General features: G+C 51.4%; 22 protein-coding genes. 16 read left to right on the top strand and 6 right to left on the bottom strand.

Annotated features, from left to right (window positions below; genetic code table 11):
* Nucleotides 1-5: 5 nt before the first annotated feature.
* Genes AAGR22_RS02250 through AAGR22_RS02235 form a run of 4 tightly spaced genes read right to left on the bottom strand, consistent with a single transcriptional unit; the run spans nt 6 to nt 4644 of the window.
* A complete protein-coding gene (locus tag AAGR22_RS02250) occupies nt 6-716 on the bottom strand; it encodes a DUF2786 domain-containing protein (protein ID WP_345830003.1) in 711 nt (236 codons plus the stop codon).
* A complete protein-coding gene (locus AAGR22_RS02245) occupies nt 709-2409 on the bottom strand; it encodes a ParB family protein (RefSeq protein ID WP_345830001.1) in 1701 nt (566 codons plus the stop codon). Before AAGR22_RS02245 ends, AAGR22_RS02250 begins: the two co-directional genes overlap by 8 nt.
* Nucleotides 2406-3776 (bottom strand): SPI-7-type island replicative DNA helicase, encoded by a 1371-nt coding sequence (gene dnaB-PI / locus AAGR22_RS02240; RefSeq protein WP_345829999.1) that lies wholly within the window; start codon nt 3774-3776, stop codon nt 2406-2408. Before dnaB-PI ends, AAGR22_RS02245 begins: the two co-directional genes overlap by 4 nt.
* The gene (locus tag AAGR22_RS02235) at nt 3769-4644 is read right to left on the bottom strand and encodes a ParA family protein (protein ID WP_345829998.1); all 876 of its coding nucleotides are present in this window, start codon (nt 4642-4644) and stop codon (nt 3769-3771) included. Before AAGR22_RS02235 ends, dnaB-PI begins: the two co-directional genes overlap by 8 nt.
* A gap of 305 nt (nt 4645-4949) precedes the next feature.
* On the opposite strand from AAGR22_RS02235, the gene AAGR22_RS02230 reads away from it, so the two are divergent.
* The 8 genes from AAGR22_RS02230 (at nt 4950) to AAGR22_RS02195 (ending at nt 11831) form a co-directional block, all read left to right on the top strand.
* Nucleotides 4950-5909 carry a LysR family transcriptional regulator gene (locus tag AAGR22_RS02230; protein WP_345829997.1) on the top strand — a complete coding sequence of 320 codons (960 nt, stop codon included), beginning with the start codon at nt 4950-4952 and terminating at the stop codon, nt 5907-5909.
* 329 nt (nt 5910-6238) lie between these two features.
* A complete protein-coding gene (locus AAGR22_RS02225; protein ID WP_345829995.1) occupies nt 6239-7708 on the top strand; it encodes an NAD(P)/FAD-dependent oxidoreductase in 1470 nt (489 codons plus the stop codon).
* Nucleotides 7705-8187, top strand: coding sequence for a hypothetical protein (locus AAGR22_RS02220; protein WP_345829994.1), 483 nt, complete (start codon nt 7705-7707; stop codon nt 8185-8187). Before AAGR22_RS02225 ends, AAGR22_RS02220 begins: the two co-directional genes overlap by 4 nt.
* Nucleotides 8184-8747 (top strand): peroxidase-related enzyme, encoded by a 564-nt coding sequence (locus tag AAGR22_RS02215; RefSeq protein ID WP_345829992.1) that lies wholly within the window; start codon nt 8184-8186, stop codon nt 8745-8747. The genes AAGR22_RS02220 and AAGR22_RS02215 overlap by 4 nt, the downstream gene beginning before the upstream one ends.
* Nucleotides 8748-8768: 21 nt before the next feature.
* Nucleotides 8769-9506 carry an amino acid ABC transporter ATP-binding protein gene (locus tag AAGR22_RS02210; RefSeq protein ID WP_345829990.1) on the top strand — a complete coding sequence of 246 codons (738 nt, stop codon included), beginning with the start codon at nt 8769-8771 and terminating at the stop codon, nt 9504-9506.
* A gap of 18 nt (nt 9507-9524) precedes the next feature.
* The gene (locus AAGR22_RS02205; protein WP_345829989.1) at nt 9525-10343 is read left to right on the top strand and encodes a transporter substrate-binding domain-containing protein; all 819 of its coding nucleotides are present in this window, start codon (nt 9525-9527) and stop codon (nt 10341-10343) included.
* An 84-nt stretch (nt 10344-10427) separates the two neighbouring features.
* Nucleotides 10428-11120, top strand: a complete 693-nt coding sequence (locus AAGR22_RS02200; RefSeq protein WP_345831535.1) for an amino acid ABC transporter permease — start codon at nt 10428-10430, stop codon at nt 11118-11120.
* 18 nt (nt 11121-11138) lie between these two features.
* Entirely contained in the window at nt 11139-11831 is a 693-nt protein-coding gene (locus AAGR22_RS02195) for an amino acid ABC transporter permease (protein ID WP_067704321.1), read from the top strand.
* 31 nt (nt 11832-11862) lie between these two features.
* Here the strand turns inward: AAGR22_RS02195 and AAGR22_RS02190 are convergent, their stop codons facing one another.
* Complete coding sequence (locus AAGR22_RS02190) at nt 11863-13074, bottom strand: diguanylate phosphodiesterase (RefSeq protein ID WP_345829988.1); 1212 nt, start codon at nt 13072-13074, stop codon at nt 11863-11865.
* A 192-nt stretch (nt 13075-13266) separates the two neighbouring features.
* Here AAGR22_RS02190 and AAGR22_RS02185 point away from each other — a divergent pair, with 192 nt between their 5' ends.
* Nucleotides 13267-14235 carry a magnesium and cobalt transport protein CorA gene (locus AAGR22_RS02185; RefSeq protein ID WP_345829986.1) on the top strand — a complete coding sequence of 323 codons (969 nt, stop codon included), beginning with the start codon at nt 13267-13269 and terminating at the stop codon, nt 14233-14235.
* Nucleotides 14236-14339: 104 nt separating this feature from the next.
* On the opposite strand, the gene AAGR22_RS02180 is transcribed toward AAGR22_RS02185, so the two are convergent.
* Nucleotides 14340-15089 carry a transcriptional regulator gene (locus tag AAGR22_RS02180; RefSeq protein ID WP_345829985.1) on the bottom strand — a complete coding sequence of 250 codons (750 nt, stop codon included), beginning with the start codon at nt 15087-15089 and terminating at the stop codon, nt 14340-14342.
* Nucleotides 15090-15817: 728 nt separating this feature from the next.
* On the opposite strand from AAGR22_RS02180, the gene AAGR22_RS02175 reads away from it, so the two are divergent.
* The 7 genes from AAGR22_RS02175 (at nt 15818) to AAGR22_RS02145 (ending at nt 23373) form a co-directional block, all read left to right on the top strand.
* Nucleotides 15818-16474 carry a LuxR C-terminal-related transcriptional regulator gene (locus AAGR22_RS02175; RefSeq protein WP_345829984.1) on the top strand — a complete coding sequence of 219 codons (657 nt, stop codon included), beginning with the start codon at nt 15818-15820 and terminating at the stop codon, nt 16472-16474.
* A 4-nt stretch (nt 16475-16478) separates the two neighbouring features.
* Entirely contained in the window at nt 16479-17795 is a 1317-nt protein-coding gene (locus AAGR22_RS02170) for a TolC family outer membrane protein (protein WP_345829983.1), read from the top strand.
* A gap of 225 nt (nt 17796-18020) precedes the next feature.
* Complete coding sequence (locus AAGR22_RS02165; protein ID WP_345829982.1) at nt 18021-19076, top strand: HlyD family efflux transporter periplasmic adaptor subunit; 1056 nt, start codon at nt 18021-18023, stop codon at nt 19074-19076.
* Nucleotides 19077-19117: 41 nt separating this feature from the next.
* Complete coding sequence (locus tag AAGR22_RS02160) at nt 19118-21244, top strand: peptidase domain-containing ABC transporter (RefSeq protein ID WP_345829981.1); 2127 nt, start codon at nt 19118-19120, stop codon at nt 21242-21244.
* Between the two features lie 187 nt (nt 21245-21431).
* Entirely contained in the window at nt 21432-21614 is a 183-nt protein-coding gene (locus tag AAGR22_RS02155; protein ID WP_345829980.1) for a hypothetical protein, read from the top strand.
* Between the two features lie 411 nt (nt 21615-22025).
* The gene (locus AAGR22_RS02150) at nt 22026-22577 is read left to right on the top strand and encodes a fimbrial protein (protein WP_345829979.1); all 552 of its coding nucleotides are present in this window, start codon (nt 22026-22028) and stop codon (nt 22575-22577) included.
* Nucleotides 22578-22635: 58 nt separating this feature from the next.
* A complete protein-coding gene (locus tag AAGR22_RS02145) occupies nt 22636-23373 on the top strand; it encodes a fimbria/pilus periplasmic chaperone (RefSeq protein ID WP_345829978.1) in 738 nt (245 codons plus the stop codon).
* Nucleotides 23374-23440 lie beyond the last annotated feature (67 nt).

Raw genomic sequence — 23440 nt, 5'->3', positions numbered from 1 at the left:
CCCCCTTAATCCTGACGGTAACCAATGGCTGCCGGACCCCGGCCGCTGACACCCTGATGAAGACGGGCATTTTGTCCGGCTTCATACCCCTGATAACGTGCTGTATCCGCCCCGCGGCAGGCTTTCAGCTCACGGGTTGTGACTGTTTTCATACTGCGGCTTTCCAGCCAGTGGCTCATCACCTGCTGCTCCTCGCTGCTGATGTCAGTTGCCGATATCACCTCACGCACCCCACATACCCAGCCGTCACGGAACTGCTCCGCTCTCGCCCGGCGTGTGGCCAGTTTCAGCAGCTTACTCTGGGTTTTGAGATAAGAATTTGTGGCATCTTTCAGCTGGCGCGTCAGCACATCAAAGGCATAGGCTGCTATCTCTGGTTTTTCACTGAATCCGTAAAAGGTTACCGAACGGCGATACCCAGCAGAGGTCTGACGCCATGAGTAATAAGCGCGGCAGCCAAAGGCATGACAGACGCCCCGGACAAGGGTCACCATCCATTCCGGAACTTTTTCAGCATCCGAAGGGGCCGTGCGGGAAGACGCCTCGCGCACAGATGTAAGACCGGCGTCAAGCTCGCTGATACCGTATCTGGCCATCAGCTTCTGGGCACGCTGCAGGGCCAGTCCTGCCTCATGGGCATTACTGTTGCTGCGGCCCAGCTTCAGCAGTTTCCTGACAAGATTCAGCAGTCGCAACTGTCGCTGTGAGTTATTCATCACTGTTATCCTCCCCGTACGTCAGACCACGTTGCAGCTCCCGAAGACGGCGCATAACGCGCATGAGGCGCAGCAGTTTCAGAGCATCTTCATCTGTCAGTGCAGGTGCTTCCCCCTCACCCGGGCCGCCGGTGAAAAGCTCCGGCAGACCACACACTCCTGCCGCAGGATGCAGCACAGGCGCTTCGCCGGTCAGGCCCAGCAGAAATGCGGCGGCTTCAGAACACTCCTCACCTGCCGCGACGTAACCGGCAGACATGTCGTTGTCGCGTTGAGGAAGAATTTCATCTTCGCAGCCAAGGACCTCACCCAGCTCCCAGGCCAGACGAAAAGCGGTATTCTGCAGGTGTTCGGTATCGTCCTGATGGGCCGGCACATGCCAGATGCTGTCATTAGTCACCGGCGCGTCATCCTGCAGGACAACTTCAGGTTCTGGTGTTAAAAGAGAAAGCAGGCCATCCTCCCCATTATCCTCTTCTTCACCATTCTCTTCTCCGTACCCATCGGAGAGGGTAATCAGCCTGCTAACATCCCCGCTCTCACCTGAAATAACCGGCGCGGCACCGTACATATCTGGCTGAACCTCATGCCGGGGGGGCTCATTAATCGGTGTTTCAGTAGGAGAAGACGCATTACCCGGAACGGGCGTTACAGCCCCTCCTGAGACCTCAGGACGTGAACTAGAGACAGGTAGCGGGACGCCTTCACTCTCATCTGAGCCTGTGGTATGCAGGGCGTGATCAGCATTAACAGGCTTGTTTGCGGCGGGAAAGGCAACTGTCTCCGGCTCGCCAAAGTGATGTCTGCGGTTGCGTTCTTTAGGATCGAGTTCCATCATCCAGCGGTCATAGTCCAGTTCCGGATGGGGTAACGCCTGCAGTAAATCACCAATAAATTCATCGCGAAACATCTCCAGAGACCACAGTTCCGGGGAGTTGAAACGGCCACAACACTGGCCAAAAACGTCGCTGAAGGATTTTTCGCTGACATCTGAAAGCAGGCTAAACTCATCCCACACGCGTTCCGCATCATGCCGGAGCGCCAGCAGCGCCGTTATCTGCGGCCTGCCGAGCCCGGACTCAAGCAGGTCTGGGATCCACGGATAAAGATATTTCAGCGCATCTTCCATACGGCTGACTGTTGAGTAATGGACTGGCAAACCTTCATGGGTCAGTAGCTCTGACAACTGACGCAACGAAACCGTCTTTCCCATCTGCTCTTCATATATAGATCGGGCTTTATGGATCCCCTGCGCTTTTTCAATAAAGCTCAGCTCCCCGCGCACTTCATTCTCTGCCAGATGGCCGATAACACACTGCAGCCGTCCCGGCCACGGCTTGAACAACACATGGACGCGGAAAAACCGGTCTTCTCCGGTCTCCTGCCACAGTTCTGACAGGATCTGATAACGTGTATTACCCCCGTCGCTGAAGATGTACATATCGGGCTCACCATCCGGGTCACGGGTGACTTTGGGTACGGTGTCCAGCCCGCGCGAACGGATGGAAGCCTTGATATCGTCATAACGCGGGTTGCGTGATGTTCGCGGATTATCAGGATTCGGGCTTAACTGGTCGAGCGTCAGGACCATGGGCATTTCAGCCGCCGGCATGACGCTGATATTGCCGGCCGCCTGCGACTGGCGTCCGGGCTGCAGCATGGCAGCCCCCACGTTAGAACTTTTACGGCTCATGCCTGTTTCCTCCCGCTGCGGTAACCGAAGTCATAGCTGCCTTCCTGAAACTCCGAAAAGAGGGTGTAACGCCCGTCAAATTTGACTTTTACCGTGCCGGTTGGCCCCTGACGCTGCTTGCCGACAATGATCTCAGCCACCCCGGCATCAGGGGTGCCGGGGTTATAAACCTCATCCCGGTAAATAAACATGATGAGGTCTGCATCCTGCTCCAGCGCACCGGAGTCACGCAGGTCACCATTATTGGGGCGCTTATCGGCCCGCTGCTCCACAAGGCGGTTGAGCTGGGAAAGCGCCAGTACCGGACAGCCCAGCTCTTTACCGAGCGCCTTAAGCGAGCGGGAAATTTCCGCTATTTCCTGCGTGCGGTTTTCCTGCTCGGGGGAGCGGACAAGCTGCAGATAGTCCAGCATGATGAGAGAGGGTCTGCCGTATTTGCGGACATAGCGACGGGCGCGGGCGCGCAGTGTGGCCGGGGTCTGGTAACTGGTATCATCAATGATCAGACGGTTTTTCCATTCAATAATGCGACCGGTAGCCGCTGACACGCGAGCCCAGTCTTCATCATCCATGTTGCCGCTGCGAAGCCGGGACAGCTCTACCCGGCCTTCCATCGCCAGCAGGCGCATCATCAGCTGCTCTGAGGGCATTTCAAGACTGAACACAAAGACGTGATCGTCAGGTTTTGCGCCCACGGCCGCGGTGCAGGCGGCCATGGCCAGCGACGTTTTCCCCATGGAAGGACGGGCGGCCAGCAGGGCCAGATCGCCGGGCTGGAGACCACAGGTCATCGCGTCCAGTTCACTGAAACCGGTCGGTGTCCCGGTGAGGCCGTCACTGGCGGACATGCTTTCCAGATGCGTCAGGAGTTTATCCAGCGCCTCGTTAACGCCGGTCTCACTGTTAAGCTGCATGGCTCCCTGTTCGGCAATGTTAAACAGCTTGCCTTCGGCCGACTCAAGGATGCCGGCCGAGCTGGCTTTCGGGGCCTGCACATCGGAAAGAAGACTGTTACCCACTGTCATCAGCTGCCGCAGGCGGCTTTTCTCCGCCACCACCCCGGCGTAAGCCAGGATATTGGCTGCAGACGGCGTGTTTTTACTCATTTCAGCCAGATAAGCAAAGCCGCCACACTGTTCAAGGTCGCCTCTGTTCTCCAGCCGTTCCGTAATAGTGATGAGATCGAGCGGTAGCCCTTCTCCGGCCAGCTCGGCCATCACGCGGAAGACCATGCGATGTGGCCGGGAAAACAAATCTTCCGGGGAGATTTGCAGTATCACCTCATCCCACCGGTCGTTATCAAGCATCAGTCCGCCCAGTACGGCCTGCTCAGCCTCATAAGAGCAGGGCATCATTATCTCAGACATGGCGCACCTCCCGGGTCAGAACGTCACTGAAATGGCTCTGCCACTCAGGGAACAGTTCACACGCGAGGTCGTGCATGGTGACGGCTGCGGCCGGACCTTTGCGGCGTGTTTTGTATTCAAGACGATGCACGGGCTGCTGCTTGACGTGCCCCAGTTTGAAAATATCCAGCGCCTCGATACGGGTATCGAGTAAACGATAAACGTCACGGTTGCCCAGCGCAGAGGCGTCGTAGTGTTTTTCGTTAATGATGGCGGCAAGACCGTCCATTGCTTCACGGTCAAGCAGGGTGTTTTCGATACAGTTGACGAGAATGGAAATATCAGGAAGGCGGATACCGTAATTTTCATAGGTTTTCAGGCGGGTAAGCATATGAAGGGAGCCGCGGATAAATTCACGGACATCCGGAAGGATGGGTTTAACAACGCCCATCACATTACCGGTAGAGGACAGGAGGGAAAGTTCGGTCATAACGCCTGTTGCGCCTTTCGAATCCACAATAATGACGTCATATCGGTTAAAGAAAGGATGCTGAAGTATGTTACGCAGGCGCAGACGGCCGTCTGCAGCGTGGAGCATCGCGGTCGGCAACAATTCATCCGGGTCGTTAGAGTAGATGACATCGAGATTTTTTATGGCGGTCTGCGAAATGCATTGCGTATGGTCACTGACCATCTGCATCAGCAATTCATAAAGACCGAAAGGGGATTCATGCTCCAGCGCGAAGATACTGCTGGCTGTGGGCTGGGAATAGTCTGCATCCACAAGGAGGGTGTTCAGACAGGCATCGGCAAGAAAACCGGCAAGGTAAGCAGCAAACGTGGATTTGCCTTCTCCACCTTTGGGAGAAATAACGGGAAGTATTTTCATTTTGCACACTCTTTACAGTATGCAAATACGCCTGTTTACAAACTATTAACTTTGACTCAGGGATTGAAAATCCCCGTGTCCTTGGTTCGATTCCGAGTCCGGGCACCATCATTTCAAACCCTCGCTCAGGCGGGGGTTTTTGCTTTCTGGCCCCTGTGGCGCATCAGCTTCTCCGTTGTTACCTGACGTGTTCCGATGACCTTCCCCCGCACTCCTGATAGCTTATTCCGCTCAGTCTCTCTATGATTAAAAGGTTTCCCACGCGCTTGTCGGGGATTATCAGCGAGTTAGGGATAGTGCGCAGGATGACCACTCTATTTGACCTTGATATAAAACAGCTGGAAGCCTTTGCCTGCGTAATTTCTGCTGGCAGCGTCACCGCCGCCGCGAAAGCGCTCAAACGCTCACAGCCTACGGTTTCACGCCTGATACAGGAGCTGGAGCAGTCGGTGGGCTACCCGCTGTTTATCCGTAACGGGCCACGACTCCACCCGACCGAAGAAGCGCTACAGCTGCATCAGTACGTACAGAGAGCGCTGGTATCGCTGCAACAGGTCCGCCACCGCGCACAGGAAATTGGCCACCAGCAGCACCGTCCTGTCAGAATCGCCGCGACGCCCGCGCTGGCCGCCGGTCTGCTGCCGCAGGCACTGGCCGCGCTGGACCTGCAGAATAAAGTCCAGATTATCAGCCAGTCCGCAGAGCAGACTACGCACGCGATTATTGCCGCTGAGGCGGATATTGGCCTGTGCAGCCTCCCGCTTGAACATCACGCGGTCGAGCTGCACTGGATAGGTCAGTCGCGGTGCGTGGTGGCGCTGCCTCAGGGGGACCCCCTGGCCACGGCGCAGCAGGTTACGCTTAGCTGCCTGACGGGACGCCGTTTAATCGCGCCGCTGAATCCGCTGCGCCTGCGTGGGAGCCTTGAGAAAGTGCTGAAAAAGCTCAGGGTCGCGCCGCATGAAACCATTGAAACCAATTCCTCCGCTAATATCCTCGCCTGCGTCCGCGCGGGCCTTGGCGTGGCGATACTCGAACCCGTTACGGCCTGGGGTCTGCCGCTTGATGGCGTAGTCATCCGACCGCTGGAAGAAGAGATCCCCTACTTTTTTGGCGTGATAACACCTCAGGGTCGCCAGCTGTCGGCGGCGGCGCAGTCGCTGGTTACTGCCCTTGAAACCGCGGCTGGAAATCTGCTTCCTGCTTTTCAGCGGCTGGCCCCCTCTGAACATCAGCGAGTCATGCGCCTGATCAATCAGGACTAATCAACGTTCACGGCGCGGCAAACCGCTGCGCCGACACCCCGCCTTATATCAATTCCGGCAAAGCATAGAAGAAAACGTTTGGTTGATAAACCAGCATGCTTATTGACTCTTTTTCGGTGGAAAGGGATATTCAGATCCTCGCTTTTTACTATTTGTATATCTAATAATTACCGCTTAAAAATACATAAAACGGATAGTAAAAGTCAGCAACGATATCGCGATTCAGACCCTGTTGCCCTCTCAGGCAGACAGTATGGCCTCGCCGATTGAAACCCGATCCAGACCATCACTCAGCGTCCCGGCACCGGACGAATGTTAGGAATACGATCATGACCTGTCCTGCAGCTTCGCCCGTCGCCACCGGGATCTCAGCGCTGGAAGCCCGGCTTCAGCAAGACCTTGAGCTTCTTGAGTTACCCGCAAAGCCCTGGGTCCCTGAACGCTCCCATGACGGCGTTGCAGTGCGTGACGTGGTGGTCATCGGTGCGGGCATGTGCGGACTGGCAGCCACGGCTAAACTGCTGCTTACCGGCATCAATAATGTTGTCGCCTATGATGCCGCGCCGGCCGGACATGAAGGCCCCTGGGTTACCTTTGCCCGCAAGGAAACGCTGCGATCGCCGAAATCCCTGCACGGTCCGGCGCTGGGCCTGCCGCAGTTAACCTTCCGCGCCTGGTATACGGCGCAGTGGGGAGCAGAGGCCTGGCACGCCCTGGACAAGATAGCCCGGGAACAGTGGATGGAATACCTTGTCTGGTATCGCCACGTTCTCAACCTGCCCGTACGCAATAACGTGCGTATGACCGGTATCACACCGGTCGGTGACCTGATTGCTATTGATATTGAGGGTGAAGAAACGGGCCGCGTGTTCACCCGGCGTCTGGTGCTGGCAACCGGGCGATCCGGGTTGGGCAGCCTGGCCGTTCCCGATTTTCTTAACGGCATCGATCGCAAATACTGGGCGCACTCTGCTGACGCGATCAATTTCGAGGCGCTAAAAGGCAAGCGTCTTGCAGTAATTGGTGCCGGAGCCTCGTCGATGGATAACGCGGCAACGGCACTGGAGGCCGGCGCGGGATCGGTTGACCTGCTGATCCGTCGTAAAGCGATGCCGCGCATCAACAAAATGACCGGTATCGGCAGCCAGGGCGTGGTTCACGGCATGCATCAGCTGCCCGATGCCTGGAAGTGGAAATTCGTCGACTATACGGCCGCCACGCAGACGCCGCCTCCCCGCTCATCAACGCTTCGCGTTTCTCGCCATCCTCATGCCCGATTCTTTCTCGACTGCGGTATCACGGCCGTCAGGGAAGAGGCAGAGGGGTTGATCGTTGACACCACTACGGGCGCACGGCGTTATGACTTCCTGATTGCCGCAACCGGCTTTACCAACGACTTTACCGGTCGGCCAGAGTTTTCCGCCATCGCCCCCCATATCCGCAGCTGGTCGGCGGGCCGCTATACCCCAGAGATGGGCACGCCACGAGCCAGTATGCTGGAAGCACCCGATCTGGGCCCGGCCTTCGAGTTTCGCGAACGATCACCCGGTGCCTGCACGATACTGCCCCATATCCACTGCTTTAACGATGCTGCCATGCTGACTCACGGCAAGGTTTCCGGCGATATTCCGGCGGTCAGTGCCGGTGCCGACCGTCTGGTACGCGGTATTGCAGCCTCGCTATTTGCTGAAGATGTCGAAACCCACTTCCAGAACCTGGTCGCTTACGACACGCCTGAGCTTCAGGGCGATGAGTGGGTTGATTCAACACCCTTATTAAAACAGGAGAACGCATTGTGAGTGATGCAATAGACAATGCCGCCGGCCTTTCACCGGGCGATGAGCATTATAACCTGCGTCGGCTTCGCCCGGAATTTGTCGAGGGCGCGGAGCAGTGCCGCCTGTCGGTGTTACAACCCGCAAATGACCAGGGTCTGGAGGCCGGATTAAGGCTTGCTTTGGCGCACCGTATGGCGGCGCTGAACCAGGCCTGGGAACTGGTCGCCGACTATGAAGCCCAGCTGGTGGCCATGGCACCAACGGAACCGCTAATGGCCCTGGCGAAGGGCTCTACGGTGCTGGAAGAACCGCTGGCGACGCTTGCACGGCATGTCGATCTGATCACGCTAACGCCCGGTTTGGCGACAGCCAATGATATCACCCGGCTTGAGCAGGCCGGGCTGAATAACCCACAGATTGTCGCACTCTCTGAGCTGATTGCCTTCGTCAACTTCCAGACGCGCGTTGTCGCGGGTTTACGCCTGTTGAGGTCAGCATGATCCCACAGGTCACCCTCAAGCCTTTAGCCTGGCATCCTTATATCGCGCCCGTTGCACTCATCAATGCCTCGGCAGAGCAGCGTGAGGCGATGAAGATTACCCCGTCAAATAAAAAGGTTTCAGACTACGTGCGCACGCTGGCACACGACCCTGAAAGCTACGTTGCCCGTACGCTGCTGTTTAACGCCATTATGTATGTCGGAGGTGGGCTCGATCGCCCGGATCGCGAGCTTGGCGCACTGGGTGCCTCGATCGTCAATGGCTGCAAATTTTGTGCGGTTGTCCACGCTCGCCGTCATGCGCAGCTGACCCAAAGCACCAGCCTGGTCAGCGCCCTCTGGTTTAACCGACCCGAAATGCTTAATCCACGCGAGGCAGCCATTTACCGCTTTGCCTGTCGCCTGTCCGTCACGCCCACAGAAGCCACGACAGAAGATATCGTCGCGCTAAAAAGCGTGGGATTGAAAGAGCACGACCTCATCGATCTGATCCATGCGATCGCGATCTTCGGCTGGGCCAATCGCCTGATGCACGTCCTCGGCCATGCCCGGGTCGAATAATGAGAAGGACAGAGAAAGTCAATGCTTGAACTCAATGATATTACGCTCTCTTACGGACGGACGCCGATCCTGAAAGGCGTCTCGCTCTCAGTGAAGCGCGGCGACGTCGTATCCATTATCGGCCCGAGCGGAACCGGGAAAACGACGCTGCTCAGATGCATTAACTATCTGGCGAAACCCTCTTCCGGGACGATCGGCTTTGATCGGATCCACATGGATTATCAGGCACCCGATAAGGAAGCCATTCAGGCGATCCGCTTACGTACCGCCATGGTATTCCAGCAGTTCAACGTCTTTAAGAATATGACGGTCATTGAAAACGTCATGGATCCTCTGGTGGTGGTGCAGCGCAAATCAAAAGAGGAGGCGCGCGCTATCGCTCTCCACGAGCTTGAGCGCGTGGGCCTGACGGCAAAGCAGGATCATTACCCTTCCCAGCTCTCTGGTGGTCAGCTTCAGCGTACGGGGATCGCGCGCGCGCTGGCCGTGCGTCCCGATGTGATTTTGTTTGATGAGCCCACTTCGTCGCTGGATCCGGAGCTGGTGGGTGAAGTGCTTAAAGTGATCAGAGACGTCACCTCCTCAGGTATCACATCGCTGCTGGTGACCCATGAAATGCAGTTCGCCAGGAGCGTCTCAAATCGCATTGTATTTATGGATCAGGGCGTGGTCGCGGCTGAAGGCCGTCCGGATGAGATTTTCGATCGCCCTGTTCTGCCCCGACTTGCTCAGTTTCTCAACGCTGAACGCGCCATCTGATAATTAAGGGAAATTTCTATGCCTGCACTCAACTCTGCTTTACGGCGTCTGACCACGCCGGCGCTGCTTGCCCTCGCGCTTTCCACGGCCGGGACCAGCTACGCCGACGGTGTAAGAACCATCAAAATCGCTACGGCGGCAGAATCCAAGCCGCTTTCATGGGGCGCCATCGGCGTTGAACCCCAGGGATATGAGCCGGACGTGCTGAAAGCCATAAACGCTAAGCTGCCCCAGTACAAATTTAAAATGGAAGGTGCCGCAGACATTGCTCAGGAGACGGGCCTGGCGACCGGAAAATATGATATGGCGACAGGCGGCTACTATAAAGCGCCCGCACGTCTCAAACAGTTCCTGATCCCGGACAGCCCGATTGGGGCCAGCCTGATGAAGATCTACAGTCGGAAAGAGAGCCCGATTAATGAGATGAAAGACCTGGTGGGCAAGAATATCGTCCCGGTCACTGCGGGCGGCGGCGTCTACAAATTTGTCACCCAGTGGCAGCAGGCGCACCCAGGCGAGAAAGTCACTGTTCGCGCATCCAGCGCTGGCGTTCCCTACCCGGATCGCCTGAAGGAAATCCAGGGCGGTAAATATGATGCATTGATCCTGCCCTCAAACCTGGGTGAACAGACCGTCATTGATAACCAGAAACTGAGTATTGCCACCAGCGAGCCCGTCGCAGTCAACAACACCTACGTGATGATCCATAAGTCGGAGAAAAATAAAGCGCTGAGTGAGGACGTGAATAAGGCCCTCAAAGAGCTTAAGGATGACGGTACGCTGGATAAGCTTTCCCGGAAGTGGTTTGGCGAAAACGTCAGTAAATATATGAAATAAGTTTATCGCCTCACATCCGGGCCTCGGGTCAGGGTTTAACGCAGACATTGTATTCAGGAGCATTCCAACGTGGATCTGACTTCCATGATTCCCGAGCTACTTTCAGCCTTGCCGCTAACGCTCGCGATTATTTTTGTCGCCCTTGTTACAGGCTTCTGCCTGGCACTGGTGGTGACAACATTGCGGGTGCGGCGGATACCCCTCCTCAGCCAGCTGGCCGACCTGTACGTCTCCTACGCCCGGAGTGTCCCCGTGGTGCTCCAGCTTTTCGTGGCCTTCTACGGGCTTCCGCTGGTGGCCGGCCTGTTCGATATGGGTGATTCTCTCTCAGCGGCGGCGGCGTCAATGGTTGGGTTGAGTCTCTATCACGGTGGGTATCTTTCGGAGGTGATGCGCCCGGCCTTTCTGGCGGTTGAGCGCGGCCAGCATGATGCGGCAGACAGTTTGGGATACAGCTTTCGGCAAAAGATGCTGCGCATCGTTGCCCCGCAGGCCGGGCATATTGCCCTGCCCGGCTACGGCAATGCGATTATTTATCTGATCCATAACGTCGCGCTGGTGATGTATATCGGAGCGGCCGACGTAATGGCAACGGCACATCTGATCATGGAGCGGGACTATAACCAGTATCAGTTTGGCACCTACCTGGTTCTGGCGGTCATTTACTCCCTGCTGTGCCTGATTGCCTGGCTCATCGTACGCTTCTTTGAGCGTCGCCATGCGAAGTACAGCTCGAAAACGGTCGCGGCGAAAAAAACCTTCACCCCCAGCCTCTGACAAAGGAGTTAACGACATATGTTTGATCCTGATGTATTACTGCCGGACTTCTGGAGCATTCTGGGTGCCGTGCCGCTGACGCTTGCCATGGCGGTAACCATTTTCCTGTGCTCGACGCTGGCAGGCAGCCTGTTCGCCTTCGTGGAACACCGGCGGATACCGGTGCTGCGGCAGCTGGTGATTGCCTGGAAAGTGATATTTAAAGGGGTGCCGATGGTGGTGGTGATCTTCCTTGCTTATTATGGCCTCCCCCCGGCGGTTCACTACGTGGCCAGCCATCTGGGGATGAACGCTGGCGCCCACTCCCTGCCCAACGAAGTCATTATCATCGTCGCGCTCACCGCCTGCGTCTCAGCTTTTCAGGCGGAGGTCGTAAAAGGCGCGCTGAATGCGTTTGATTCGGGTCAGTCAGACGCCGCACGCTCGTTAGGTTACACCACCCCTCAGCTTTTCCGCCGGGTACTGTTTCCCCAGATTATTGTGTCAGCCATCCCCGACCTGGCTAATTCCTTTATGGTTATCATGAAGGCGCTGTCGCTCGCTTTTGCGATCGAGGTGGTCGATATCTTTGCCCAGGCCCAGCTTACGGCCGCGCTGAACTTCTACTATCTGGAAGCTTTTGCCATTGCGGTGGTGTTTTATATGGTTATCGCGTGGGTCGTCACAAAGGTGGCCGATAAAATTGAGTCCACTCTGCGAGTCCGCACCTGAGACAAACGGCCCGGTGAGGGCCGTTGGTCTGTTAGCGCGGCTCCGGCCAGGCAACGGGGGGTAGCCCATTTATCAGCGGTTTGGCAAACAAAAAGCCCTGGAAGTGAGAAATTCCGGCTGCCTCCAGCCACATCCACTCTTCAGGCTTTTCAACGCCCACCGCGATGACGGCGATTTCCAGCGACGAGCAGGACTTAATGATCCCCTGCACAATGGCCTGTTTTGGGCCATTTTTATGCACGTCGCTGATAATATCGCGATTGATTTTGACGCGGTCTGGCTGGAATCTGGACAGAAGCGACAGCCCGGCAAAACCCGCCCCGAAATCATCAATCGCGAAGCAGATACCGGCGGCTTTTAACTTCCGGATGGCCCTTTCAAACTCTTCCACGCGAGAGAGATCGTCATTTTCTGTCACTTCTACCACCACCTGCTCTGGCACCAAACCGTTTGCAAGGATCTGCTGGAGCAAAAACTCAACGGCATCAGGCTCTGAGACCAGCGACATAGGCAACAAATTAATAGATAGCGTTTGCTGCTGGATATTGAGCTTCCTTGCCAGCGCAAACGCCGATGCCTTAGATCTGAGATCTGCCTTATAGACTTCCTCCCGGGGTAGCGGAGCAAAATAGTCATCGGGTGAACCGCCCTCAACCGTGCGGATCAACGCTTCGTACGAAACGATCTGGCGGGCAAAGGGGTCAATAATCGGCTGAAAGGCAAAGCTCCAGGCTTCAGTACCGATGTTCAGCGGCACGGTCTCCGGTTCCACCCCCTCTTCCTGGATAAAATCCCAGAGATCGGCCGAAGGAATTTCAAAATAATTTTCTCTTTCCCGTGCTTCAACAAAGGTACGAAGAAACTGGAGCGCCCTGTCGTTATAAGTCAGCTGGTACTTTGATGTGCCTTTGTCTAAAACCGCCTGAAGAACAGAGTCTCTGCCATATTTACGCAGATCGAAAAGCTCCATGCCGACCTTACCGAAACGCCGTGAAGGGCCAAAATCGCGCATAAGCTCAACCAGATTATGATGGCGGGTATCGGCGCAGATACGATCGTATATCGCGCAGACCTTCTCTTCCGGGCCTTCCAAAAGCTGCAGGAAGTGGGTGCCGTTAAACAGCAAAATGCCTGTCACATCGAATGACTGATTCTTGCCGTTGGCCTGGATAGCTAACTTTTCCAGGGTTTTCACCGGTACATCATCAGAAAGATGGCTCCGGTAGATGATCGTTGACAACATACTGCGTTCCGGGTTTATGCGTGAGTACCGCATACATTACCAGAAGCATTTAACCAGCGATCGAGAATTCTTATCGAATGCGTGATGGCGCTGTCGTTTACACAAACGGTGACGATTTACCCTGAGCGACAGACTTTCCCCCTTGATTATTTCCCTGCTAAGCTTCAGCAGCATTCGAAACAGGACAAAGAAATGATAGTGAACAGCAGGGTCTACCACGCTGGCAGGCATGGTGAGGAGGTAGACATTGATAATATCAGTGAGGTTCTCAAAGAACCGGATGCCTTTATCTGGCTGGGCCTGTTGCATCCCGATGCCCAATTTATGCACCGAATTCAAAAAGAGTTTGGGCTACATGACCTGGCCATTGAGGATGCCCTGACGGCTCATCAGCGTACCAAGATTGAGCACTATGGTGACTCTGTTTTTATCGTGGTCAAAACGGCGCGCGATGCAAAAGACGGCACCATCCATTTTGGTGAAACCCATATTTTTATTGGTAAAAACTTTCTGATTACCGTCAGGCACGGCGCATCCGATCGCTATTCTTCCTGCCGCAAACGGGCGGAGGAAAATCCTGATATGCTGGCCATGGGTCCCGGATATGCGCTCTACTGCATTCTGGATTTCATTGTCGATAATTACGCTGAGCTGACGATGTCGCTGAGTGGCAGAATTACCGATATTGAAGAAGCCATGTTCCGCAGTGATTTCGACAAAAATGCGGTGCAAAAGGTTTATGTCATGCGCCGCCACCTGCTTGCACTCCGCAATTCAGCAATGCCGGTGGTCGAAATCTGCAATCAGCTGGTCAGGTTACATGATGAGCTGATTCCCAAACCCCTCAAAGCCTATATCCGTGATGTAGAAGATCATGCCAGCCACGTGGTGAGCGATGCTGAAGATATGCGCGAGATGTTAACCACCGCAATGCAGATGAATCTGGCCCTGGTCAGCGTTCAGCAGAATGAGGTTGGGAAAAAGCTGGCGGGTTGGGGGGCCATACTGATTGTTCCAACGGTCATGTTTAGCATGTACGGCATGAATTTTGAACACATGCCGGAGTTGCACACGCACTATGGCTATCCTGCTGTCGTAGCTTGCACGTTCTCGCTTTGTACCCTGCTGTGGTGGAAGCTAAGACGGACAGGCTGGCTGTAACACGAGAGGCTTTATGCCATGCGAGGGGCTGCGGAAGATCCCCGCGCCACATGACGGTACAATGCCCCCTCCACCTATGACGCCATAAAGGTGCCAGCCCGGGATCATTCGGGCCGGACCATATGCCCCTTCTCAAGGGTAATTTCCCCCCGCTCCTTCATTATTTTTAACGCTCTGCTAATTGAACTTTTTGAGAGCCATGAACTGTTTTCGATCAGGTACATCGCCGAATAGCGTTTTAGCAGATGCGCGGGAAGTTTTTCCCAGTAATGGCTAAGCGACCTCACCTCTTCATAAGCGTTGCTCTTATTCAGTGTGATGTAGTCTGTTAAGTCTGAAAAATGTTCGCATATCAACAGCATAGCATCATCAAGCAGATTTTTTTTAAAGATGAGATGCCAGAATGTTTCCAGTGGAATATGGCTAATTTTCCCGTAATCTATGCGTTCCAAATATAGCGGGGTGTCATCACTGTTGTGAATCATGCCGACAACATAGGGAGAGGAAACTATATTGAGCAGTTTATTACTCCCTTGCGTATTCAACAAATAATCTCCTTCGCTGAGTAAGTAAACGACTGGCAATGCGTTCTTTAAGAACCGATAACGCCTTTTTTTGCGGGAGATTTCATCATGCTCGGAAATGACTGAGAAAGATGACAGTAAATCGATTATTTTTTGGTGACTTTGACAGGGTTTATTATAATTCTGCCCGTAATTAACAGAACTATGTCGCATCACCTCCCCCTCTTTAACCGATTTCACATGAAAAAATGAGGTTAATGGCTGCGTTTTTTTTGGAGACTGACCTTCGCCAATGACCGAGGTACTCATCTCTTTGAGGCTTTTATCCATAAATTCTCTCAGAATAAATTTTATGTTACTTATAAGAGTGGCGCTCCGTCCCTCTCATTCAAATTGATCTACACCAACGCTCTAATCTGGCATCATTTTTTAACGGTAAAAAAGTATTACATGTAATGATGAACTATACAAGAAAGAGAATAATCAGCACAAAGTAACACATTGGCAATCTGACATCCAAAATAAACACATAATAAGTTTTCTAACATTACAGGTATTTTGACGAAAATTAAGAAATGACAGCATTAACTACTGTCATTTTTTTCACAATGAAATTTTTTGCTGGTACTGACATCTACGCAGGATAATAATCCGCTTCAGCGCTGTAAAACGATACTTGTAAAGTGAAATTCTTAATGGAAGAATGCAGTTCTATGGTCTGGGATATTTAAATGGCACTTCCATTGCTATAATCCAGGTCTGAGCGATCGGTTATGACAGATACCTATTACTCGTATTGGTTACTGAGTTAATTATGGAGAAGCCACCAGAGCCAGAATCCTAAACAAAGGATCAGTCATGAGGAGAAAGCGGTTAGAGCGCCTTCCTTAATGCGAGTAAACTTTTCCAGGATGACACATCGAATTATTTCGAGATAAAGTCGTATCAGATGAACACTTCCGACAATGGACAAACGATAACGCCAGAAAAACATTAACGATCGACAATGATATGGATCTCTCAAATACCTTACGTCAGGATAATGCAAGGAAAAGCAGATGAGGAATGAAAAAAAACCCTTAAAAATAATTATTTTTTATAATACGAATATTTTTGAGAAAGTGATATGTGATTTTATTAAAAAAGAATCCAAAAACATACCTGTTGAGATAAGCATCTGTGACGACTATACATTTCTTTGTCGTCAGATAGCAGGTGGCAAAATTGATATCCTCCTGACAGAATATTATTTTGTTTATAAAAAATGCAGTACGGGCGAGCAAAAATACCTTAAAGATGAGTGTAATAATCATCAAGTCAAAATCATGATGTTTCTCCAGGATACTCAAACTCCATTAATAGGGAAGATAATACAATCGGGCTATCACGCGCTGATTAGCGCACAGGATAATGTAGAAGAGTTTCAAAATGCGCTGCAACACCTGGCCTCTTGTCGCGATACGGTGTTCATATCTAAAGCCTTACGAAGCGTAACGGATGACAAAAAGCGGATGGCCCTGTCTGAGACGCTAACGTTGAAAGAGTGGGAGGTTATCTTTCTTATTGTTCAGGGGCACTCTCTGTCAGAGATAGCCGCGAAGAAAAACAGGGCAATCAGTACTGTAGCAACTCAGAAGCATAATGCCATGAAAAAGCTGAGTGTGAGCACCAACGGCGAACTGCTTAAATATGCTTATTTTAATGGAATATTATAAGTAAATGAATTTTTCCAGGATATCACTCAGTACCTTTTTTCTGCTGCTCTGGCTGGGGCACGCTCAGGCCTTAACGCTACAACAGGCGGTAATGGTGGCGACGACCTATGACAGCGAGTATCTTGCCGCCGTCAGTCTTCATCAGGCAGAGCAGCAAAAGCGCTATCAGGGCTTTACCGGCCTCCTGCCAGAAATAACGTTAACCGGTAATTTTTCAAAGCAGGATCAACCTAAGGCGGCCTATGCTGCGGGCGTTAAACGCCACGATTATGCACTTAATCTGACACAACCTCTTTTCGACCTTGCCCGCTTCGCCAGCTGGCAAAGATCAAAGGCCACAGCCAATATTGCTGATGCTAATTTTTTGCTGTCGCAGCAGAAATTAATACAAAACGTCAGTAAGGCATGGTTTGCGGTTATCTTTTCCAGAAAACAACTCACGACAATAAGACAGGAGAAAAAAGCATACGAACTTCAGTTAAGAAAAGCCCAGCGAGCGCTGGCGGTCGGTGATGGAACTCAGCTGGATGTTGATGAAGCACAGGCCAGCTATGATACTTCTGATGCCAATATGCTCTCGGCAGAAAACGACCTCAACCACGCTGATATTGATTTCCAGCGCTTAACGGGCCTGCGCGCACAGGGAATAAGTGAAGCAGAAACGGCGTGTCTTTTTAAGCCAATGCGTGAAAACATGAATACCGTTCTGGCGCGTGCAACAGCCAAAAATCTGAATATCATTGCTGCCTCGCATCAGCTTCAGGAATCGCGTTCAGACGTCTATGCGGCATCATCGACGCATCTGCCTGTCGTCACCCTTCGCGCTAACTATGGAGGTAACTGGAGCAGAGGAGAAAATGAGAATATGCTGGATGAATTCTTCGGAACAACCTCAAAAACCACAAACACTTATATTGGTATTAATGTAGCGGTGCCCATTTTTGCCGGCGGGCGGAATATTTCCCAAACGCTTGAGGCCGTGAGCCGTCACGACAGAGCTAAACAACTGCTGGAGGATACCCGACGAAAAATACTACAGGATACTCAGGTTGCCTGGCTCGATGTGAATAATAACCTGCAAAAGATTTATGCCTTACGAAAAGCCAGGCAGTCTGCCAGGAAAAAGCTGGACTCCACAATATATGGAAAAGAGGTGGGACTAAGAACGCTAATTGATGAATTTAATGCTGAGAAAGAGCTGTTTAAGGCGATACAGAATCTTACCGAAGCTGAGAATAACTTTATAGAGCAGAAAATCCTGTTGGCAGCTGCCACGGGTGATTTAGATTATTCGATGCTGAAAAACTATATCTGTCATTAACCCGGGGCGTAAAAATTAATCATGAGCAGTCAATTATTCAGGGATGAGGCCTTAGAGGCTAACCGTTCAAAAGCGATTGGCAGGGTAGCCATTTACTGCCCCCCTTATCGATGGGTTTACATAGCACTGGTGGCGGTTGTTACCCTTACCATCGTTTTATTTTGTTTCTTCGGTCACTATACGAAACGCGAAACTGCCACAGGTTCGCTGATACCCTCAGAAGGTATGATGAATATCATGGCGGCCAACAATGGCACCATTGTCGATCTCAATATGTTTGAGGGAAAGGAGGTTAAAAAGGGGGATCACCTTGCCACCCTATCCTCTGAAATTGCCACGAAATATGGACAAACCCGGGAGAGGGTCGCCGAACAGCTGTTACAACAGACGCTGGGGCTTGAAAACGAACTCCAAAATATTGAGAAGTTAAATAAGGAAACGCTTCAGGGATTGAATGAAAAAGAGAGGCATCTTAAGCAGCAGATTGCACAATACAAATCAATGCATTCACAGCGTTTTTCCCAGGTGGGCCTTGCCCGGAAACAACTCAAAAAAATCTCTCTGATGCGTGAAAACGGTTATGCCTCGAACTCTCAGGTTGAGCAACAGCAGTCCGCTCTTCTTGACGCCCAATCCCGTCTTCTTGATGTAGAAAGGCTGCAAACGGATGTTGAGCAGCAGCTGACGCTGACCCGACAGCAAAGACGGGAACAGCCGCTGAATTTTCGTAATAAGCAGCATGAAATTGAACGTCAACTTTCCAGCATCAGACAGTCGCGGGTGGAAAACGAATCACGTCGCTCCGTTATGCTGGAAGCGCCTCAGAATGCGCTTGTGGGTTCCGTTCTGGTAAAGCCCGGTCAGATAGTCAGTGCGGGACAGTCTGTGGCCTCCTTATTGCCTGAAGATAGCCACCTGATCGCCCGTATCATGGTAAGCAGCAGGGCCATCGGTTTTATCAAACCCGGCCAGCAGGTGGTACTGCGCTATCAGGCTTTTCCCTATCAGAAATTTGGTCAACAGTTTGGCACCGTCAGCGATGTCTCACGCGTATCACTTTCCCCACAGGAAGTTTCGCATATTACGGGTGACCTTCAGGTTCGCGAAGCCTTTTATCAGGTTCGGGTCAGGCTGGATAAACAGCATATGAATGCCTATGGGCAACGGGTAAAGCTGCAGCCAGGAAGTGCTTTAGAGGCTGATTTTATCATCGATAAGCGCCGCCTTTACGAATGGGTCCTTGAACCCCTGTATGCACTCGGACGTCGATCCTCTGTTTAATTTCCCCTTATTACTTCTCCTTATATTCAGGTTTATCACATATGAAAATTTTAAGAAATTTGCAGTTTTCCTGGCGGAGAAAGTTGCCGGTCTTGCACCAGACCCAGGCAGCAGAGTGCGGGCTGACCTGTGTAGGGATGATCGCAGGTTACTATGGCCACAATACCGATATGATCACCCTGCGTCGCGCCCACGCGACATCGCTCAAAGGAGCCACGCTGGCAGATGTGATGCTTATTGCTAATAATATGGGCATGTCGGGTCGGGCGCTCAGGCTTGAGCTGGAGGAATTAAATAAGTTACAGCTCCCCTGTATTCTTCACTGGGACATGAATCATTTTGTCGTCCTTAAAAAAGTCACTAAAAACAAGATTACCCTGCACGACCCGGCGCGCGGTAAATGTGAACTGACGTTTGAGCAGGCTTCAGAGTCCTTTACCGGCGTTGCACTTGAGCTCTATCCAAACTGCAATTTCGAGCAAAAAAATGAAAAAAGCCGCCTGTCGATGCTGAATTTAATTAGCAACGTTACAGGCATTGGAACCGTTTTCTTTCATATTATGGTGCTGTCCATTGCGCTTGAAGTATTTGGCCTGCTCTCCCCTTTTTACATGCAGTGGGTGATGGACCAGGTACTGGTATCGGCCGACAGGGATCTGCTGACGCTGCTGGGATGTGCGTTTATCTGCATCATTATTTTGCAAACCGGCATTTCTGCATTGCGTTCCTGGGTGACGACCTGGTTCTCCAGTCTGCTAAGCGTTCAGTGGTCCAGTAATATTTGCTCCCACTTACTCGGTCTGCCGATGTCCTATTTTCATGAAAGACATATCGGGGATATCGTCTCGAGGTTTGGCTCCATAGGTACGATACAGAATACGCTGACCACCCGCTTTATCAGCTCCATTCTTGATGGCGCGATGGCCGTCGTGACCCTTTTTGTGCTCTTTAGCTATAACAGTACTCTCACCTGGATCGTATTGGCTACCGTGGCTATCTATACCCTGCTCAGAGCGGTTTCCTTCCGCCCGTTCAGGCAGGCCAATGAAGATCAGCTGATAGCCTCTGCAAAAGCACAGTCTCAGCTGCTGGAATCCATTCGGGGCATGCAGGCCGTAAAGCTCAATAATAAAGAAGAGATCCGCGTATCCAGCTATGCCAGCGAGTTAGTCCAGGTAACTAATAAAGGCATAAAAATTCAAAGACTTTCCATTCTTTTCAGCGTGTTACAAGGGTTAACGTCGGGGATAAGCCGTATTATTCTCGTCTGGCTGGCCGCTATTCAGGTGCTGGATGGAAACTTCACTGGCGGCATGCTGGTCGCTTTTATCAGCTTTTCCGATCAGTTCATCTCGCGCATGACGGGTTTAGTTGATGCTGTTATTGAGTTTTCAATGCTCAGACTGCACGGTGAGCGCCTGGCAGATATCGTTCTGACAGAAACCGAGAGGAATACTGAGAACCTGGCTGCGCTACCTGAAGATGATGAGCCCTGCACGGTTGCGATTAAAAACATCGATTTTCGCTATGCGGAGACGGAGCCCTACATTCTAAAAAATTGCAGCTTTACGATAGCGGCGGGTGAGTCCATTGCTATTATCGGCCCCTCAGGACAGGGAAAAAGTACGCTGGCAAAACTGATGTTAGGCCTTCTTCGCCCGGAGTCGGGCGAGATTATGATTAATGATATGGATATTAAGAAATTGGGCATGAAATACTTCCGTAATCTTGTTGGAAGTGTCATGCAGGATGACATTTTGTTTGCGGGCTCCATTATGGATAACATTTGTTTCTTCGATGCGACATATGATGAAAATAGAGCAACAGAAGCCGCTCACATTGCCCGAATACATGAAGATGTTCTGGCCATGCCTATGGGGTATAACAGTCTGGTTGGCGATATGGGGTCTTCTTTATCAGGGGGGCAAATTCAACGTATCCTGCTGGCCAGGGCTCTATACAGACGGCCAAAATTGCTTATTCTCGATGAAGCAACCAGCCACCTTGACGTTGCAAGAGAAAGCGCTATTAATAACGAAATATCGAATATGAAAATAACCAGAATTATAATAGCGCATCGCCCTGAAACCATCCTCAGCGCTGACCGGGTAATTTGTCTTGATAAGGGGGAATTAAAAATTATCAACAAAAAAAACCTCTTTAAGTAGGCTTTAGACTTTATACTATTGTTGGACAGTAGCCTTCCCGATAATCTCAGCTCTCGAAATTTGTTGTTAACACTATAAAACAAGAGAGCTCAATCAATGCGTGAATTACACCCTTCAAAAATAAATAAAGTATCAGGGGAAACTTTTTTAGCCCCCCTGGTACTGCTGTAATTCTTTTCCCGGGGGGGTGACCAGCGCAATATTCAAACGTGCCGCCCGCGGCGGCGATAAGCGGGGTGGGCTGGGCGTTAGCGCTTTCAGTACATTGATCGGCATGATTGCGGCGGTTATAGCCGGAGGCGTTCAGGACGCACTTTATTGTGTGGTCAATGACTGGAATCTCGCAATGAATTTTGCTGACGATTTCTAAGGAAGTTATTAATTGAATTTTCAATACATCCACGTAACGGGAGGAAGGCTATATGCGTCAGCTCTGCATTAAATAATTAGCTCAGGTATCAGGCGGAATACTCACCTGATTAATTCTTGATATTATCCGTGGCACCGGTTCGAATAACTCCGATCGCCAATGGATAAGCCCTGTTACCGGCCCTTCCCCGACAGTCGGCCAGGGCGGTTGTAATGAGTAAAGTTGCGTCCGGTGAATTAGCGATGGCGATAACATGCGTTGGCTCTGCTCGGTTGTATTTTCATTACTGGCTTTGCGGAAAGTAACCCTTTCTGAATTAAAGACCCAATTAGTTTTTTTAAAAATATCTCCAGACTTCATAGAGATAAACTTAAATCTACCGTTGTGAACCTATTTATAAAGGAATATAAGATGAAAAAGACACTCATTGCATCATTAGTTATAGCGACCAGCGCTCTGGTCTCATTCCCGAGCCTGGCTACACCATCAGGTTCAATTATTGTTGACGGCGCAATAACCGCCTCGACCTGTGATGTCGCTTTAGATAATGACAAGTCCGGTAACGGTACCGTAAGTCTGCCAAAATTATCAACCAGAAACCTGGCTAAAGCGGGCGACACTGCCGGTGGTACCAGCTTTGTGATCAAGCTGACCAACTGTACACCCGCCACAGGTGGCGTGCGCGCCTGGTTTGAAACAGGTGCCGCTGTTGATGCCGTCACCGGCCGACTGATTAATACCAATACTACGGCTGAGGGTGCAGAAAACGTTGACGTTCAGCTGCTGAACGATAAGGAAGACGTACTTCAGGCGGGTAGCAGCAGCCAGCGTACTCACGCCGCAACAGATCTGGTAGGGGGTGCTGCCAACCTGGTTTATAAAATGCGTTATTATGCCGTCACAGACGACGTTAAACCGGGAAAAGTTGATACCAAAGTGACCTACTCTATCGATTACGATTAATAATAACCTGTACTTTTAATAAATCGGGGACTCACCCCGATTTATTAAGGAATATACGATGAACTTATGTACTACTGTCGTCAGATCCGCAGTTTTATCCCTATTCGCTTTTTCAAATATCATAAGTGCCGGCATTGTCATTAACGGTACGCGTGTGATTTATAATGAAAAAGAAAAGGAAGTCATTGTCCGACTCGAAAATAAGGGGATACAGCCCTCTCTTGTACAGGCGTGGATAGACGAAGGCAATGAAGAACAAAAAATAAACACAATGGATGTCCCCTTTTTAATATTACCGCCTGTCTCGCGCATTGAACCCGGCCAGGGACAAAGCCTGAGAATTACCTATACCGGGCAGGCACTACCGACAGAAAGAGAGAGTGTTTTTTGGTTCAATATAGTAGATATTCCGCCTCAAGCTGAAAACAATGACGGTAACGAACTGCAGATGGCCTTCCGCACAAGGATGAAACTCTTTTTCAGGCCGACGGAGCTTGATAAGTTATCGTTTACCGATGCCATTGCGAAAATAGATTTATTTATTTCCAAAGAAGCGCCTGGCGACACCGTTAAAATTTATGTAAAAAACCGTTCTGCGTTTCACGTCACGCTTTCGTCCCTGGATATCCAGCGCGGAAGTAAAATTATTGCAACTGTACAGGGTAGTATGATTTCACCTTTCACTACAGCGTCAATTAATCTGAAAAGAGAATATCTGGCCAGGGATTACCAGGTTTTCTTAAATTACATTAATGATTATGGTGCAATGATAAAGCGCCCCCTTACAGAGAGCTGAATGCCACTTTAGTAACTCAAGGATGATCATATGAAACTCCGCGTACTTTCCAGGTTCGTTCTCTCAG

The sequence above is a fragment of the Erwinia sp. HDF1-3R genome (genome assembly GCF_039621855.1).
Taxonomy (GTDB): Bacteria; Pseudomonadota; Gammaproteobacteria; order Enterobacterales; family Enterobacteriaceae; genus Erwinia.
This window is presented reverse-complemented; position numbering and strand designations above follow the sequence as displayed.